The sequence below is a fragment of the Nocardioides sp. NPDC006273 genome (assembly GCF_040613495.1).
Taxonomy (GTDB): Bacteria; Actinomycetota; Actinomycetes; order Propionibacteriales; family Nocardioidaceae; genus Nocardioides.
Genome location: NZ_JBEXSD010000022.1, coordinates 26826 through 42824, shown reverse-complemented (window position 1 = coordinate 42824; position 15999 = coordinate 26826). Strand labels below are relative to the sequence as shown.

General features: G+C 68.8%; 21 protein-coding genes. 15 read left to right on the top strand and 6 right to left on the bottom strand.

Annotated features, from left to right (window positions below; genetic code table 11):
- Positions 1 to 10: 10 nt before the first annotated feature.
- From tuf to ABZZ22_RS12015, 3 genes are all read left to right on the top strand, one after another.
- Positions 11 to 1204 (top strand): elongation factor Tu, encoded by a 1194-nt coding sequence (tuf, locus tag ABZZ22_RS12025; RefSeq protein WP_292648917.1) that lies wholly within the window; start codon positions 11 to 13, stop codon positions 1202 to 1204.
- A 161-nt stretch (positions 1205 to 1365) separates the two neighbouring features.
- Positions 1366 to 2097 carry a tRNA (guanosine(46)-N7)-methyltransferase TrmB gene (gene trmB / locus ABZZ22_RS12020; RefSeq protein ID WP_354931173.1) on the top strand — a complete coding sequence of 244 codons (732 nt, stop codon included), beginning with the start codon at positions 1366 to 1368 and terminating at the stop codon, positions 2095 to 2097.
- Positions 2098 to 2154: 57 nt separating this feature from the next.
- Positions 2155 to 2769: a hypothetical protein gene (locus ABZZ22_RS12015; RefSeq protein WP_354931170.1), complete on the top strand. Its 615-nt coding sequence runs from the start codon at positions 2155 to 2157 to the stop codon at positions 2767 to 2769.
- On the opposite strand, the gene ABZZ22_RS12010 is transcribed toward ABZZ22_RS12015, so the two are convergent.
- Positions 2766 to 3623 carry an RDD family protein gene (locus ABZZ22_RS12010; RefSeq protein WP_354931167.1) on the bottom strand — a complete coding sequence of 286 codons (858 nt, stop codon included), beginning with the start codon at positions 3621 to 3623 and terminating at the stop codon, positions 2766 to 2768. The two genes, ABZZ22_RS12015 and ABZZ22_RS12010, sit on opposite strands and share 4 nt — an antisense overlap.
- 23 nt (positions 3624 to 3646) lie before the next feature.
- On the opposite strand from ABZZ22_RS12010, the gene ABZZ22_RS12005 reads away from it, so the two are divergent.
- Complete coding sequence (locus ABZZ22_RS12005; protein ID WP_354931164.1) at positions 3647 to 4642, top strand: stage II sporulation protein M; 996 nt, start codon at positions 3647 to 3649, stop codon at positions 4640 to 4642.
- Between the two features lie 8 nt (positions 4643 to 4650).
- Here the strand turns inward: ABZZ22_RS12005 and ABZZ22_RS12000 are convergent, their stop codons facing one another.
- The 5 genes from ABZZ22_RS12000 to ABZZ22_RS11980 form a co-directional block, all read right to left on the bottom strand.
- Entirely contained in the window at positions 4651 to 5952 is a 1302-nt protein-coding gene (locus ABZZ22_RS12000; protein WP_354931161.1) for a DUF58 domain-containing protein, read from the bottom strand.
- 85 nt (positions 5953 to 6037) lie between these two features.
- The gene (locus ABZZ22_RS11995) at positions 6038 to 7021 is read right to left on the bottom strand and encodes a MoxR family ATPase (RefSeq protein WP_354931158.1); all 984 of its coding nucleotides are present in this window, start codon (positions 7019 to 7021) and stop codon (positions 6038 to 6040) included.
- Positions 7018 to 8178, bottom strand: a complete 1161-nt coding sequence (locus tag ABZZ22_RS11990) for a DUF4350 domain-containing protein (protein ID WP_354931155.1) — start codon at positions 8176 to 8178, stop codon at positions 7018 to 7020. The genes ABZZ22_RS11995 and ABZZ22_RS11990 overlap by 4 nt, the downstream gene beginning before the upstream one ends.
- Entirely contained in the window at positions 8175 to 8786 is a 612-nt protein-coding gene (locus ABZZ22_RS11985; protein ID WP_354931152.1) for a DUF4129 domain-containing protein, read from the bottom strand. Before ABZZ22_RS11985 ends, ABZZ22_RS11990 begins: the two co-directional genes overlap by 4 nt.
- Positions 8783 to 9787, bottom strand: coding sequence for a hypothetical protein (locus ABZZ22_RS11980; protein ID WP_354931149.1), 1005 nt, complete (start codon positions 9785 to 9787; stop codon positions 8783 to 8785). The genes ABZZ22_RS11985 and ABZZ22_RS11980 overlap by 4 nt, the downstream gene beginning before the upstream one ends.
- Before the next feature lie 529 nt (positions 9788 to 10316).
- On the opposite strand from ABZZ22_RS11980, the gene rpsJ reads away from it, so the two are divergent.
- The 11 genes from rpsJ to rpsQ are packed head-to-tail and all read left to right on the top strand — an operon-like array spanning position 10317 to position 15849.
- Positions 10317 to 10625, top strand: a complete 309-nt coding sequence (gene rpsJ, locus ABZZ22_RS11975; protein ID WP_008360994.1) for a 30S ribosomal protein S10 — start codon at positions 10317 to 10319, stop codon at positions 10623 to 10625.
- 10 nt (positions 10626 to 10635) lie between these two features.
- A complete protein-coding gene (gene rplC, locus ABZZ22_RS11970; protein WP_179659701.1) occupies positions 10636 to 11292 on the top strand; it encodes a 50S ribosomal protein L3 in 657 nt (218 codons plus the stop codon).
- A 2-nt stretch (positions 11293 to 11294) separates the two neighbouring features.
- The gene (gene rplD, locus ABZZ22_RS11965) at positions 11295 to 12215 is read left to right on the top strand and encodes a 50S ribosomal protein L4 (protein WP_354931142.1); all 921 of its coding nucleotides are present in this window, start codon (positions 11295 to 11297) and stop codon (positions 12213 to 12215) included.
- Complete coding sequence (rplW, locus tag ABZZ22_RS11960) at positions 12212 to 12508, top strand: 50S ribosomal protein L23 (RefSeq protein ID WP_292648892.1); 297 nt, start codon at positions 12212 to 12214, stop codon at positions 12506 to 12508. Before rplD ends, rplW begins: the two co-directional genes overlap by 4 nt.
- A 16-nt stretch (positions 12509 to 12524) precedes the next feature.
- On the top strand, positions 12525 to 13361 hold the full coding sequence (gene rplB / locus ABZZ22_RS11955; protein WP_292648889.1) for a 50S ribosomal protein L2: 837 nt from the start codon (positions 12525 to 12527) through the stop codon (positions 13359 to 13361).
- 3 nt (positions 13362 to 13364) lie between these two features.
- Positions 13365 to 13646 carry a 30S ribosomal protein S19 gene (gene rpsS / locus ABZZ22_RS11950; RefSeq protein WP_008361004.1) on the top strand — a complete coding sequence of 94 codons (282 nt, stop codon included), beginning with the start codon at positions 13365 to 13367 and terminating at the stop codon, positions 13644 to 13646.
- Positions 13643 to 14062: a 50S ribosomal protein L22 gene (gene rplV, locus ABZZ22_RS11945; RefSeq protein ID WP_183544367.1), complete on the top strand. Its 420-nt coding sequence runs from the start codon at positions 13643 to 13645 to the stop codon at positions 14060 to 14062. Before rpsS ends, rplV begins: the two co-directional genes overlap by 4 nt.
- Positions 14062 to 14889 carry a 30S ribosomal protein S3 gene (gene rpsC / locus ABZZ22_RS11940; protein ID WP_354931137.1) on the top strand — a complete coding sequence of 276 codons (828 nt, stop codon included), beginning with the start codon at positions 14062 to 14064 and terminating at the stop codon, positions 14887 to 14889. Before rplV ends, rpsC begins: the two co-directional genes overlap by 1 nt.
- 3 nt (positions 14890 to 14892) lie before the next feature.
- Complete coding sequence (gene rplP, locus ABZZ22_RS11935; protein ID WP_179659694.1) at positions 14893 to 15312, top strand: 50S ribosomal protein L16; 420 nt, start codon at positions 14893 to 14895, stop codon at positions 15310 to 15312.
- Positions 15312 to 15554, top strand: a complete 243-nt coding sequence (gene rpmC, locus ABZZ22_RS11930) for a 50S ribosomal protein L29 (RefSeq protein ID WP_292648878.1) — start codon at positions 15312 to 15314, stop codon at positions 15552 to 15554. Before rplP ends, rpmC begins: the two co-directional genes overlap by 1 nt.
- Before the next feature lies 1 nt (position 15555).
- Positions 15556 to 15849, top strand: coding sequence for a 30S ribosomal protein S17 (gene rpsQ, locus ABZZ22_RS11925; protein ID WP_292648876.1), 294 nt, complete (start codon positions 15556 to 15558; stop codon positions 15847 to 15849).
- The last annotated feature ends 150 nt before the right edge of the window (positions 15850 to 15999 follow it).

Here is a 15999-nt window from a genome sequence, read left to right as displayed (position 1 = left end):
GGAGCCCACAGTGGCTAAGGCGAAGTTCGAGCGGAACAAGCCGCACGTCAACATCGGCACCATCGGTCACATCGACCACGGTAAGACCACCCTTACCGCGGCGATCTCGAAGGTGCTGCACGCGAAGTACCCGGACCTGAACCCGGAGTTCGCGTTCGAGGACATCGACAAGGCCCCCGAGGAGCGCCAGCGCGGGATCACGATCTCGATCGCGCACATCGAGTACCAGACCGAGTCGCGTCACTACGCTCACGTCGACTGCCCGGGTCACGCGGACTACATCAAGAACATGATCACCGGTGCCGCGCAGATGGACGGCGCGATCCTCGTGGTCGCCGCCACCGACGGCCCGATGCCGCAGACCAAGGAGCACGTGCTCCTGGCCCGCCAGGTCGGCGTGCCGTCGATCGTCGTCGCGCTCAACAAGTGCGACATGGTCGACGACGAGGAGCTCATCGAGCTCGTCGAGATGGAGGTGCGCGAGCTCCTCAGCGAGTACGAGTTCCCGGGTGACGACCTGCCGGTCGTGCGCGTTGCCGCCTTCCCCGCCCTGCAGGGCGAGGAGAAGTGGATGGACTCCGTCGCCGAGCTCATGCAGGCCGTCGACGACTACATCCCGACCCCGGCTCGTGAGACCGACAAGCCGTTCCTGATGCCCGTCGAGGACGTCTTCACGATCACCGGTCGTGGCACCGTCATCACCGGTCGTATCGAGCGCGGCATCGTCAAGGTCGGCGAAGAGGTCGAGATCGTCGGCATCCGCGAGACCTCGCAGAAGTCGACCGTCACCGGCGTCGAGATGTTCCGCAAGCTGCTCGACGAGGGCCAGGCCGGCGAGAACGTCGGGCTGCTGCTCCGCGGCACCAAGCGCGAGGACGTCGAGCGCGGCATGGTTGTCATCAAGCCGGGCACCACCACCCCGCACACCAACTTCGAGGGCTCTGTCTACATCCTCTCGAAGGAGGAGGGTGGCCGTCACACGCCGTTCTTCAACAACTACCGTCCGCAGTTCTACTTCCGGACCACGGACGTGACCGGCGTTGTGACCCTCCCCGAGGGCACCGAGATGGTCATGCCGGGTGACAACACCGAGATGTCGGTCGAGCTCATCCAGCCCATCGCGATGGACGAGGGTCTGAAGTTCGCTATCCGTGAGGGCGGTCGCACCGTCGGCGCGGGTCGGGTTACGAAGATCATCAAGTGATCGTCTGATCCACAGTGAAGGGCCCCCGGAGCCGAAAGGCGAAGGGGGTCCTTCGCTGTGGTCAAGCGATCGAACGACCGCTGACTCGGCGCAAACGGACCGGAGCGAAGCGAGGACCGGATTGCGCCGCGTCGGCGCGCCACGAGACCAAGGCAAGAGAAGTGACAGATCCAGACACGCCCGTACGCCCCGCAAGGCCCCACCAAAAGCTCCTAGAAGATGGCCGCACGGTAAGAGAAGTCCTCACCTACGCCCGCCGAGGCAGCCGCCTGGACGCCAAGCAGCAGCGCGCCTGGGACGCGTACGCCGAGGAGTGGGTCATCCCGGACGAGGCGGTCGACGAGCCCGGCTTCTCGCTGGAGAGCTGGTTCGGCCGCAAGGCGCCCCTGATCGTCGACATCGGCGGCGGCGTAGGAGAGGCGACCGCGGTGTTGGCGGCCAACCGTCCCGAGACCAACATCCTGGCGCTGGAGGTCTGGCGGCCCGGCGTAGCGGAGAGCCTCGCCCGAGTGGGCGCCGCCGGGGCGACCAACGTGCGGTTCTGCAGCGTCGACGCGCTCTGGACCCTCGAGAACCTCGTCGCCCCCGAGTCGGTCAGCGAGGTCTGGACGTTCTTCCCCGACCCGTGGCACAAGACCCGCCACCACAAGCGACGCCTGGTCACGCCCGCCAACGCGCGGATGGTCGCCGAACGGCTCCAGACAGGTGGCATCTGGCGGCTGGCGACCGACTGGGTCGAGTACGCCGAGCAGATGGTCGAGGTCCTCGACGCCGAGCCGCTGCTGAGCGGGGGAGCGGTCGACCGCTGGGACGAGCGTCCGATCACCAAGTTCGAGCGCAAGGGGCTGGCCAAGGATCGGGTCATCACCGACCTGCTCTACCGGAGGCGTTGACCCGAACTGCCCGTGTCGTCACTGATCTGTGGGCTCGGAGCCGCAAGGATCAGTGCCATGAAGTGGTACGCCGATACGCCCACGCGGCGCGTTGCCCAGCTGTTCACCGACCTGCTGACGGTGGTGTGGATCGTCGGGTGGGTCCTCATCGGCAGGTTCGTCCACGAGATGGTCTCGGCGCTCGCCCTGCCCGGCGAGAAGATGGACGCCGCCGGCACCTCGCTCTCCGAGAGGATGCTCGAGGCGGCCGGCAGGGTCGATGACCTGCCGCTGGTCAAGGACGGGATCGCGGCGCCGTTCACGGGGGCCGCGAAGGCAGCCGATCAGCTCGCCGCGGCCGGCGAGGCGCAGGTCGAGGCCGTGGCCAGCATCGCGATCGGGCTGGCGATCGCGGTCGTGGTGTTTCCGGTGCTGATGTGGATGCTGGTCTACGTGCCGCTGCGGTGGCGGTTCATCCGCAGAGCCACCTCGACACAGCGGTTCCTGGAGGCGGGTACGGCCGCCGATCTCGTGGCGCTGCGAGCGATGTCGACCCAGCCGCTGCACAAGCTGGTGAAGATCAGCGACGATCCGGTCAAGGCCTGGCGCGAGGGGGACGTCGAGGTCGTGACGAAGCTGGCCGCGTTGGAGCTGAAGTCGGTCGGGCTGAGCGCCAAGCGTCTGGCGCGCTAGCGCGCGGTGAGCCGCTTCCGGAGATCTCCGTCGCGGGCGAGCCGGGCGGCGTCCCGATCGCGGCGGGTCGCGAGCACTGCGGCCAGGTAGGCCTCGGGCGGTGTGCCCGGGGGAGGGCCAGGGGCGACGTAGGTCTGCACGTGGGTAGCCAGCCGCTCGGCGAGTGCGTGGCGGCGGACCGGATCGGTGGAGGTGCCGACCTCGCCGGAGAGGAACCGGCGCACCGCCAGGCTCAGACCGACGGGGATGGCGGCGACGTCCGCACGGGAGGCCCAGGCCGTGAGGCCGGGCGGCATCTGGACCGGCGCCGGACGGTTCAGTGGAACCCGGACGCGGATGACGTAGGTCCCGGCGGCGATGTCGCCGAGGCGCTTGCCGCGGGGGTGGATCATCGCCGTGATCAGGGCAGCGGCACCGCTGGTGCCGTAGATCTCGACGACGCCGACCAAGGCACGGATGAACGCGTGGTGGAAGCTGATCGCGCCGCCCTCGTCCCGCACCGTCCGCAGTCCGAGCGCCAGCTTGCCGAGCGACCGGCCGCGGGTGAGCGTCTCGATGGCAGTCGGGAAGACGACCAGGACCGCGGCGGTCGCCGCGATGTAGGCGGCCCAGGCGAGCGCCTCGTCGGTGTCGAAGGTCGCGGTCATGAAGAGGATCAGGAAGACCACCAGCAGGACGCAGGTCACCAGCACGTCGATCAGGCCGGAGAGCAGCCGCATCCCCAGCCCGGCCGCCGGTAGGTCGAGGGCGACCGCGTCGCCGGTGACGAGGTCGTCGTCGGTCAGCAGCTCACGTTCTTGGGGGAGGCTCTGCTCCGGAGGACGTCGCTCGGGCGATTGCGGCGCGAGGGTCATGGCGGTCAGCGTACGCTGCGGGCGTGGATCTCGATGCGTATCTGGCCGCGACCGCGGCCGACCGGACCAGGCTCCAGGAGCTGTTGGCCGAGCGCCGGCTGAGCGGTGCCCAGGCCGACGAGCTGGTCGAGCTCTACCAAAGGGTGAGCACCCAGCTCTCGGTCGTACGCAGCAACGCCCCCGACCCGACGGTGGTCCAGCATCTCTCGGTGCTGCTGGCCGCGGCCCGAAACCGCACCACCGGGACCCGGACCAGCACCTGGTCCGGCGTCCTGCGGTTCTTCACCCATCGGTTCCCTGCCGCGCTCTATCGGCTGCGCTGGTGGTGGCTGGGGATGCTGGTGGCCAACGTGGTCGTCACCGCGGTGATGATCTGGTGGCTTCTGCGCCACCCGGAGGTCGAGCAGTCGCTGCTGGGTCCGGAGCAGGTCAGGCAGCTCGTCGAGCACGACATCGAGGGCTATTACAGCGAGCACGCGGCCTCGTCGTTCGCCACCCAGGTCTGGGTCAACAACGTCTGGGTCTCGTTCATCTGCATCGCCCTGGGTGTGCTCGGACTGCCGGTGATCTACTCGATGTTCCAGAACATCTCCAACCTGGCGATCCTCGGCACCCTGATGCACCGCCACGACCGGGGCGGCCAGTTCTGGGGCCTGATCCTGCCCCATGGCCTGCTGGAGCTGACCGCGGTCTTCGTCGCCGGCGCCGTCGGGCTGCGGATCTTCTGGTCCTGGATCGACCCCGGGCCGCTGACCCGCGGTCAGTCGATGGCCCGGGAGGGCCGCACCGCCGGAGGCATCGCGCTCGGTCTCATCGTCGTGCTGCTCATCTCCGGCATCATCGAAGCCTTCGTCACTCCGTCGCCCCTGCCCACCTGGGCCCGCGTCGGCATCGGCATCCTCGCCGAGCTCGCGTTCTTCGCGTACGTCTTCATCGTCGGCCGCGCCGCTGCCTCCCGCGGGGAGACGGGCGACATCGACGAGCGGCTGCTCGAGGACCGCGTCGCCACCCAGGCTTAGGACGTGCCTCAGAGCTGACCGGTGGCCTTGAGCTGGAGGTAGTGGTCGGCGAGAGCGGGCGGGAGGGACTCGGCGTCGGCGTCGACGATGTCGACGCCCAGGGTGCGGAGCATGGCGGCGGTGTGCTCGCGGCGGCGCAGCGTCTGCTCGGCGGCGGCCGCGGCGTAGACGTCCTCGAGGGTGTCCCGCGCAGTCGCGGTGGCCTCGAGCTCGGGGTCGCGGACCGAGGCGAGGACGACGCGGTGGTGCTGGGTCAGGACCGGCAAGACGGGGAGGAGTGACTCCTCGATCGCGTGCGGGTCGAGGGGCGTCAGCAGGACCACGAGCGCGCGGTGGCGACCGAGGCCCGCGACCGCGCCGGCGAGATTGGACCAGTCGGCTTCGGCGATGACCGGCTCGAGGTCGGCCATCGCCTCCTGCAGACGCTGGGTGACGTCGCGCTGTCCGGCGAGCCGGACCCGGGAACGGACGCGCAGGTCGCCGGCGATGAAGTCGATCCGGTCGCCTGCCCGGGAGGCGATGGCGGCGAGCAGGAGCCCGGCGTCCATCGCCGAGTCGAGCCGCGGCACCCCGCCGCCGGTGCCCTCGACCCGGGCGGCCGAGGTGCGGGACGTGTCGAGCACCAGCACGACGCGGCGGTCCCGCTCCGGTTGCCAGGTGCGCACCACGACGGTGCGCGAGCGGGCGGTGGTGCGCCAGTCGATGGAGCGGACGTCGTCGCCACGGACATACTCCCGCAGCGAGTCGAACTCCGTTCCCTGCCCGCGCACCCGCACCGCTGCACGGCCGTCGAGCTCGCGGAGACGCTGAAGCCGGGACGGGAGGTGCTTGCGGGACTCGAACGCGGGCAGGACCCGCACCGAGCCGTCGACCGGGCGCGTGCTCTGCCGTGCGCCCAGGCCCATGGGTCCGAAGCTACGGACCGTCACCCCGAGCGCGCGCAGGTCTCCGCGGCGGCGCGGCCGCAGCGGCGTACGCAGCCTGGTGCTCTCGCCTCGGCCGAGCCGGATCCGGTGTCGGTTGCCAGTCGCGCCGGCGGTGGGCTGCCAGGCGTCGCGCACCAACGCTCTGACGCGCCGATCGGGGGAGCGGACCACCAGCTCCGAGGTCGTCGAGTCACCCAGCCGGATCCCGCCGAGCGGCTTCCGGCCGATCTCCAGAGCCGCCGGCTTCGGAGCCAGGAGCACATCGGCCAGCACCAGCACGACCACGAGCACGATCCAGATCGCAGCGGTGCCCGCCCCCGGACGCAGGACGACCGGGATGATGCCGGCCAGCATGAGCAGCGCGACGCGCCAGGTGATCGCCATCAATGCCGCCTCGTCCGGGAGAAACTGACGTCTCGAGCCCAGAAACTGAGCTCTCGGCGCCAGAAGGTGACTTCTCGGGGCATGGTCATCGGGGAACGGGGACGGCGCCGATGGCGGAGGAGAGGACCTGGGCGACCTGGACACCCTCGAGCTCGGCCTCGGGGCGCAGGGCCAGACGGTGGGCGAGGGTGGCGTGGGCCAGCGACTTCACGTCGTCCGGGGTGACGAAGTCACGACCCGCGAGCCATGCCCAGGCGCGCGCGGCGCGGAGCAGCGCGGTGGCGCCGCGCGGAGACACCCCGGCCGACAGTGACGGGGACTCGCGGGTCGCCCGGGCGATGTCGACGATGTAGCCGGTGACCTCCGGGGAGACCTGGACCGAGCCGACCAGCTGTCGTGCGGCCTCGATGTCGGCGCCCGAGGCCACTGCGGTGACTCCGGCAGCGGTGACGTCTCGCGGGTCGAAGCCGGAGGCGTGCCGGGTGAGGATCTGCACCTCGTCGGCGCGCTCGGGCACCGGCAGGACGACCTTGAGCAGGAACCGGTCCAGCTGCGCCTCGGGGAGCGGGTAGACGCCCTCGTACTCGATGGGGTTCTGGGTCGCGGCCACCAGGAAAGGCTTCGGCAGCGGCCGGGTGACCCCGTCGACCGAGACCTGCCCCTCCTCCATCGCCTCGAGCAGCGCCGACTGCGTCTTCGGCGGGGTGCGGTTGATCTCGTCGGCGAGGAGCAGGTTGGTGAAGACCGGCCCTTCCCGGAACGTCAGCGAACCGTGGGAGGACTCGACCACCATCGAGCCGGTGATGTCGCCGGGCATCAGGTCGGGGGTGAACTGCACCCGCCGGGTCTCCACGGAGAGCGCCGCCGACAGCGACCGCACCAGCAGGGTCTTGGCGGTGCCGGGCACGCCCTCCATGAGCACGTGGCCGCCGCACACCAGCGCGACCAGCAGCCCGGAGACCGCGGCGTCCTGCCCGACGACCGCCTTGGCGACCTCGGCCCTGACCGCGGTGAGGCGCTCGCGCGCGGCGTCGGGCGAGACGTGGGGCATGGTCTCGGATTGGGTCATGGGTGTCGTACCTCTTCCTCAAGGGCCGCCAGCGCATTGGCCAGCGTGATCAGGTCCTGGTCGTTCTTCATCGGAGAGTCGGTGAGCAGCGCGGAGACCTCGAGGTCGGATCGTCCGGTGCGATGGACGACGGCGCGTACGACGGCCTCCGTGGTGGCTTCCCGGTCCAGCCGCAGTCGCCGGGCGAGGCGGGCGCGGGCGGCGTGCCGAAGCGTCGTCGCTGCGTGGGCGCGGTCGCCGGAACGGCGGTAGAGCCGGCCCAGACTGCGGGTGGTCTCCGCGGCGCGGACATGGACCGGCAGCGGCTCCACCGCCAGCGGCCCCAGCCGTCGCCCGCGGGCGAGGGCGAAGGCCACGACCGCGAGCAGCAGGATCCACAGAGCCGGCCTGATCCAGTCCGGCAGCAGCGACCCGGCGGAGTGGGCCTCGTCGGGGGCGAGGTCGTCGAAGGAGGGGACGTACCAGACCAGGCGGTCGTTGCCGCCCAGCAGCCGCAGCGCGACCGCGGCGTTGTCCGCCCGCAGGATCTGGTCGTTGGTCAGCACCTGTGGTGCGCCCCAGACGGTGAGCCCGTCGGCGGGCGCGAGCACCGCGCCGCCCTCGTGCGGGAAGCAGGAGCCGGCGTCGTACGCGGTGACCGCGTCGGCCTGGATGCTGAGCCCCTCCCAGCGCGGGTCGTCGCAGTCCGCCTCGACCGTCTCAGGCGTCTGGGAGAGCGCGTAGGGGATGCCGAGCATCGCCGAGACGTAGGGCGGAGGGTCGGAGAGGATCAGGTCGGCGCCGTCGGCGCGCTCGCGCAGCCTGTTGGCGGTGTTCTCGCCGAGCGCGTCGGTGCCGGTCACGAAGACCGTCGTGTCCTGCCCGATCTCGGCGCTCTCCAGGCGCTTGGCGGACCGGACGATGTCGACCTCGACCCCGTGGTCCTCGAGCACCCGGACCAGCGCCCGGGTGCCCTCGGGATCCGGGCTCTCGGGGTCATAGCGGGCATAGGACTCCTGGCCCTTCGGCGTCGCGATGTACGCCAGCGTGACCGCGACCACGATGGCGAGCGCGACCGCCAGGAACGGACGGTGCCGGCTGAACCAGCCGGCCACGCCGGTGGTCGGGCCTGGTCGCCCGGTGGTCGAGCCTGTCGAGACCTCGTCGGTGATGCTCATCGGCTCACCGCCAGCTCCTGCTCGAGAGCCAGCACGCCCTCGGCCTGCTCACGCGTGGCAGGGTGGTTGCCGTAGAGCACCTCGTTGAACAGCTCCGCGGCCCGGCCGGCGCGGCCATCGAGCGGCATCTCCCGCTCCAGGCTCGCCGCGACCTCGGCGGCGGTCAGCCCCAGATCCTCCGCGAGCCGGCCGCGCTCGACCTGGCGCCTGGCCAGTGCCCGGAAGCCGTCGATCACCGCTGCGCCATGGTCCCCCGATGCGTACGCAGCCTCGGCCCGCTCCCGCAGAGCGGCTGCCGACAGCGACTCGTCGGTGAGCACGTCCCCGCCGCGGTCGCGGGCTGCTCGGGGACTGCGTCGGGCGCGGGAGACCAGCAGGCCGAGCCCCACTAGGATCGCCGCGAAGACGATCATGGCGGCGACGGTCTGCGCCCACGGCACGTCGCCCGCTGACGGGATGCCGTCGGACAGGGTGCGCTCGATCCAGCGCAGGATCCGCTGGACGAGGTCGAGCTCGTGGTACTCCGGGTCGGCCAGCTCACGCCGGAGCCAGGAGCGACCTTCCTCGGGCGTCGGTTCCAGAGGAGGGGCCAGTTGGAGGAGGATCATCTGCTCAGCAGCCCGGCCTGCTCCATCAGCTCGACCTCGTAGGACTCCTTGCGGATGCGCTGGTCGAGATACTGCAGGTTGGTCACCGCTCCGCTGAATGGAGCCACGATGGCGGCCGCGACGACGGTCGAGACGGCGCTGCCGGCGATGGTCGCGAAGAAGTAGAGATCCGGCTGCACGATGCCGACCACGCTGGCGACCATGCTGATCGGGAAGGCGACGATCTGGGAGACGAAGCCGACGATGATGCTGGCCAGCAGCCAGATTCCGAAGAGGCGCCAGAACTGGCGTGCCGACAGCCGCCAGGCCCGGCCGATGGCGCCGAAGACACCGGTGTTCTCGAGCATCAGCGACGGCACCGAGAGCAGGTAGAGCCGCACCGTCAGGAAGAGGGAGGCCACGATCAGCAGCAGGAACATCAGAATGCCGACCAGGATGGCTGGGGCAGGGCTGTCGACGAAGATCGCGAGCACGACCACGGGCGTGATCGCGACCGCCAGGACCAGGATGAAGACCAGCGTCGTCAGCAGCGCGAGCCCGATCAGCCGCCAGCGGTTTCCGTGGGTCGCTGCCCAGGCCTGGCTGAGGGTGAGCTTGCGGCCGATCGCGGCGGCGTGGGCCACGTGGGAGATCATCCCGGCGACCAGGATCGCCCCGATCACCTGCAGGATCGTGCCGAGGACGAGGGAGCCGACGGCCGCCACGATGCTGAGGATCTCGGAGTTGCTGGGCGCGTAGTCGGGGTCCTCGAGGGTGGCTCCGAACCAATCCAGGCTGTCGCCGGAGAAGGTCATCGCCGCGGACACCCCCAGCGGGATGGCCATCGCGAGCGCGGCCACGAGGACCGAGGCGCCGACCGTGGCGCCCGGGTTGAAGCGGACGAGCCGGAAGGCTCCGTCGAGGATGTCACCGAGCCCCAGCGGGCGCAGCGGGATCGCTCCTGGCTTGTGGGCCGGTGGCAGCGGCTGCGTCCATGTCGGTTGGGCGGGGTGAGGATGCACCTGCTGAGGGTGCACCGGCTGGCCCGGTGGGGGAGGGGTGGACGGGTTGGCCGCACCCTGCTGAGGTTGCTCACCCGGTGGGGGTGGCCACGCTCCTGACATCCTGATGCTCCTCGTCACGACGACCGGCGATCTCGCTCGGTTGGGGGCATCCTCTCAGAGCGACCCAGAGGACATCGTTGATTTGGAGCCACCTGCGTACGCGTGCCAAGATTCTCTGGTTGCTCCAGTGAACGTTCGCTGGGGTGCGCACACCTTGACTACTGAATCGCGTCACCTGAGCAGGCTGTCAGCCTGTCCGGATGTGGTCTGTGGTCGCCGTGTGCCCATCCCGAAGGCGTGGTTCCAGTGAAGCTGATGGTGAAAGTCCCGACGTGACGTCGGCGTTGTTTGCATTGGTGTTCCTCTGAACATCATCCGCGACACGCCCGACCGCGGGGGTCGGAGCCAGAGGTGAGCAACCGGGCCGACTCAGCCGGAGGAAGCCTGTAGCACGCGGCACGCTGACCAAGAAGGACGAGAGAGACAGATGGCGGGACAGAAGATCCGCATCAGGCTCAAGGCCTATGACCACGAGGTGATCGACACCTCGGCGCGAAAGATCGTGGACACGGTCACCCGTACGGGTGCCAAGGTCGCCGGCCCGGTGCCGCTGCCGACCGAGAAGAACGTGTACTGCGTCATCCGCTCGCCCCACAAGTACAAGGACTCGCGCGAGCACTTCGAGATGCGCACCCACAAGCGCCTCATCGACATCATCGACCCGACCCCGAAGACTGTTGACTCCCTCATGCGGCTCGACCTGCCTGCTGGTGTCGACATCGAGATCAAGCTCTGAGGTTGACGACATGACGATCGAACGCAACGTGAAGGGTCTCCTGGGCACCAAGCTCGGCATGACCCAGCTGTGGGACGAGAACAACATCGTCGTCCCTGTGACCGTCATCGCGGCGAACACCAACGTCGTGACCCAGGTCCGCACCCCCGAGGTCGACGGCTACAACGCCGTCCAGATCGGCTACGGCGAGATCGACGGCCGCAAGGTGAACAAGCCGGGCGCCGGCCAGTTCGAGAAGGCCGGCACCACGCCGCGCCGTCACCTGGCTGAGATCCGCACCGCCGACGCCGCGTCCTACGCCGCCGGCCAGGAGCTCCCCGTCGACACCTTCGCCATCGGCGAGGAGATCGACGTGACGGGCACCTCGAAGGGCAAGGGTTTCGCGGGTGTCATGAAGCGTCACGGCTTCCACGGTGTCGGCGCCTCCCACGGTGCTCACCGCAACCACCGCAAGCCGGGATCGATCGGCGCTTGCGCCACGCCCGGTCGCGTCTTCAAGGGCGTCCGCATGGCCGGTCACATGGGTACTGACACCGTCACCACCCAGAACCTGACCGTGCACGCCGTCGACACCGAGAAGGGCCTCATCCTGGTCAAGGGCGCCATTCCTGGCCCCAAGGGTGGTCTCGTGGTCCTCCGCTCGGCTGCTAAGAAGCTGGAGGCCTGATCATGGCTATCAAGACCGTCAAGGTCGACTTCCCGGCTGAGATCTTCGATGTTGAGGTCAACATCCCGCTGATCCACCAGGTCGTCGTCGCGCAGCAGGCTGCTGCGCGCCAGGGCACGCACTCCACCAAGACCCGCGGCGAAGTCCGCGGCGGTGGCCGCAAGCCCTACAAGCAGAAGGGCACCGGTCGCGCCCGCCAGGGTTCGACCCGTGCGCCGCAGTTCGCCGGTGGTGGCACCGTCCACGGCCCGCAGCCGCGTGACTACAGCCAGCGCACCCCCAAGAAGATGAAGGCTGCCGCTCTCCGCGGTGCCCTCTCGGACCGGGCTCGTGCCGGCCAGATCCACGTCGCCGAGTTCGCCCTCGAGGCGCCCTCGACCAAGACCGCGCTGACCGCCCTCAAGGCGATCTCGGACGTCAAGCGTTACCTCGTCGTCCTGGACCGCTCCGAGTCCGTCGCCGCGCTGAGCCTGCGCAACGTGCCTGAGGTTCACCTGCTCTGGGCCGACCAGCTCAACACCTACGACGTCCTCGTCTCCGACGATGTTGTCTTCTCCAAGCCGGCCTACGAGATCTTCGTCTCGGGCAAGCCGGTCGTCGCTGCCAAGGAGACCGTCACCATCGGTGAGGTCGAGAAGGACGCGACCAAGGAAGCCGCCGTCGAGCCCGCCAAGGCGAACGACCTCCCCGAGGGCGCTGTCGCGCCGCTCGAGGACGGCTCGGCTCCCGAGGGCTTCGAGATCAAGGGCAACGTCAAGGGCAAGGACAAGAAGTTCCACGCCCCGGGCGGCCGTTGGTACGAGTCCACCAAGGCGGAGTTCTACTTCAAGTCCGCTGAGGACGCCATTGCCGCTGGCTTCGTCGAGGCCGGCAAGAAGGCTGCTTCTGAGAAGGCTGCGTCTGATGAGGAGGCTAACAAGTGAGCACGCTGCACTATGACCCCCGCGACATCCTGATCGCGCCGGTGGTCTCCGAGAAGAGCTACGGCCTCCTCGACCAGAACAAGTACACCTTCGTCGTTCGCCCCGACGCGAACAAGACCGAGATCAAGATCGCGGTCGAGAAGGTGTTCGACGTCAAGGTGACCTCGGTCAACACGATCAACCGCAAGGGCAAGGCCCGTCGTACTCGTTACGGCCTGGGCAAGCGCCCCGACACCAAGCGCGCGATCGTCTCCCTGGCTGAGGGCGACCGCATCGACATCTTCGGCGCGTGAGAAGGACTGACTGAACATGGCTATTCGTAAGTACAAGCCGACCACCCCGGGCCGTCGTGGCTCGTCGGTGGCCGACTTCGCCGAGATCACTCGGACCACGCCGGAGAAGTCGCTGACCAAGCCCCTTCCCAAAAAGGGCGGCCGCAACAACCAGGGTCGCATCACGACTCGCCACATCGGTGGCGGTCACAAGCGTGCGTACCGGATCATCGACTTCCGTCGCTACGACAAGGACGGTGTCCCGGCCAAGGTCGCTCACATCGAGTACGACCCGAACCGCACCGCCCGCATCGCCCTGCTGCACTACTTCGACGGCGAGAAGCGCTACATCCTCGCGCCCGTCGGCGTCTCGCAGGGCACCGTCGTGGAGTCCGGCCCCGCCGCTGACATCAAGCCCGGCAACAACCTGCCGCTGCGCAACATCCCGGTTGGTACCACCATCCACAATGTTGAGCTGCGTCCGGGTGGCGGCGCGAAGATCGCCCGCTCCGCCGGTATGAGCGCCCAGCTTGTCGCCCGTGAGGGCTCCAAGGCCACGCTGCGTATGCCCTCGGGTGAGATGCGCTTCGTCGACGTGCGCTGCCGCGCGACCGTCGGCCAGGTCGGCAACGCCGAGCAGTCGAACATCAACTGGGGCAAGGCCGGCCGGATGCGGTGGAAGGGCGTTCGCCCGACCGTCCGTGGTGTCGTCATGAACCCGGTCGACCACCCGCACGGTGGTGGTGAGGGTAAGACCTCCGGTGGCCGTCACCCGGTCAGCCCCTGGGGTAAGCCCGAGGGCCGCACGCGTAAGCGCAAGGCCTCTGACTCGCAGATCATCCGCCGCCGTAAGAGCGGGAAGGGTAGGAAGTAAGCAATGCCTCGCAGCCTGAAGAAGGGCCCCTTCATCGACGATCACCTTCAGAAGAAGGTCGACGCCGAGAACGAGAAGGGCACCCACAACGTGATCAAGACCTGGTCGCGCCGCTCGATGATCGTGCCCGAGATGATCGGTCACACCATCGCGGTGCACGACGGTCGCAAGCATGTCCCGGTCTTCGTCTCCGACTCGATGGTCGGTCACAAGCTGGGCGAGTTCGCACCGACCCGCACTTTCAAGGGTCACATCAAGGACGATCGGAAGGGACGGCGTCGATGAGCACCACCGAGCGTGTGCGCGTAAGCGCCCGCCGCGAGTCCCTGCTCGGCGACCAGCCGGGTGCCTTCGCGAGTGCCCGCTTCGTGCGGATCACTCCGATGAAGGCACGCCGGGTCGTCGACATGGTTCGCGGTCTGCCCGTCGACGAGGCCCTGTCCCTGCTGCAGTTCGCGCCGCAGGCAGCCTCTGAGACTGTTTACAAGGTTCTCGAGAGCGCCATCGCCAACGCGGTGTCGGCCGAGGGTCTGGACCGCGACGACCTCGTCGTCTCGGTCGCCATGGTCGACGAAGGTCCGACCATGAAGCGCTGGCGTCCCCGCGCCCAGGGTCGTGCGACCCGCATCAACAAGCGGACCTCGCACATCACCCTGGTCGTGCAGCCGGCCGACGTCGTCGAGAAGGGCGGTAAGAAGTAATGGGTCAGAAGATCAACCCGAACGGCTTCCGCCTGGGCATCTCGACCGACCACAAGTCGCGTTGGTACGCCGACAAGCAGTACAAGGAGTACGTCGGCGAGGACGTCAACATCCGCAAGCTGCTCAGCAAGGGCATGGAGCGGGCCGGCATCTCCAAGGTCGAGATCGAGCGCACCCGTGACCGCGTCCGTGTGGACATCCACACCGCGCGTCCCGGGATCGTCATCGGCCGCCGCGGCGCCGAGGCCGACCGCCTTCGCACCGAGCTGGAGAAGCTCACCGGCAAGCAGGTGCAGCTGAACATTCTCGAGGTCAAGAACCCCGAGGTCGACGCTCAGCTGGTCGCCCAGGGTGTCGCCGAGCAGCTCAGCGGTCGCGTGCAGTTCCGTCGCGCGATGCGCAAGGCCATGCAGACCACCATGCGCTCCGGTGCCAAGGGCATCCGGATCCAGTGCTCGGGTCGTCTGAACGGCGCCGAGATGTCGCGTACCGAGTTCTACCGCGAGGGCCGCGTTCCGCTGCACACGCTGCGTGCCGACATCGACTACGGCTTCTACGAGGCCCGCACGACCTTCGGCCGCATCGGCGTGAAGGTCTGGATCTACAAGGGCGAGGTCTCCGGCTCGCGCGCCGAGCGTCAGGCTGCCCAGGCCGCCCGTGCGGGCGTCCCGGGTCGCGGTGGCAACGACCGTCGCGGTGGCCGCGGCGACCGTCCGTCGCGTGGCACCCGTGGTGACCGCCCGAACCGCGCTGACCGCGCGGCGAAGACTGAGGCGCCGGCTGCCGCTGAGGCTCCCGCCGCCGAGACCACGACCCAGGAGGGCTGACCCATGCTGATGCCCCGTCGAGTCAAGCACCGCAAGCAGCACCACCCGAAGCGCACCGGCATGGCCAAGGGTGGCACGAAGCTCGCGTTTGGTGAGTACGGCATCCAGGCGATCGAGGGTCACTACGTGACCAACCGCCAGATCGAGGCAGCGCGTATCGCGATGACTCGTCACATCAAGCGAGGCGGCAAGGTGTGGATCAACATCTACCCCGACGTCCCGCTGACCAAGAAGCCCGCTGAGACCCGCATGGGTTCCGGTAAGGGTTCCCCCGAGTGGTGGGTGGCCAACGTCAAGCCGGGCCGCGTCATGTTCGAGCTCTCCGGTGTCGACGAGAACACGGCTCGCGAGGCGATGCGCCGCGCGATCCACAAGCTGCCCATGAAGTGCCGTTTCATCACGCGAGAGGCTGGTGAGTTCTGATGGCTAACTCCCTGCAGGCGTTCGAGCTGGACGAGCTCACCGACGTCGACCTCGAGGCGAAGCTGCGCGAGGCGAAGGAGGAGCTGTTCAACCTCCGGTTCCAGGCGGCCACCGGCCAGCTGGAGAGCCACGGTCGGCTCCGCACCGTCAAGAAGGACATCGCCCGGATCTACACCGTGGTGCGTGAGCGCGAGCTCGGCATCCGAGTGGCCCCGGGTGCCGAGACCACTGAGGAGGCCTGAGATGGCTACAGAGTCCACCCAGGCAGAGCCCACCGAGGGCACTGAGCGCAACACGCGCAAGGTGCGCGAGGGCCTCGTCGTCGGCGACAAGATGGACAAGACCATCGTCGTCGAGGTCGAGGACCGCGTGAAGCACCCGCTCTACGGCAAGGTCATGCGCCGCAGCAGCAAGCTCAAGGCTCACGACGAGCAGAACACCGCCGGCGTCGGCGACCGCGTCCTGGTCATGGAGACCCGGCCGCTGTCCGCGACCAAGCGGTGGCGCCTCGTCGAGGTCGTCGAGCGCGCCAAGTGATCCTCGTCGCACACGCGACGGATCCGGCCGGCGACAAACGTCGCCAAATTGACCAAAGGGTGCAGGTCCAGCGACCATTGTTCGCTGGGCCTGTGCCCATCAAATCCCATTACGTTCGGCAAGGCTCACCCGCCCTGGAGCGGGGAGAGA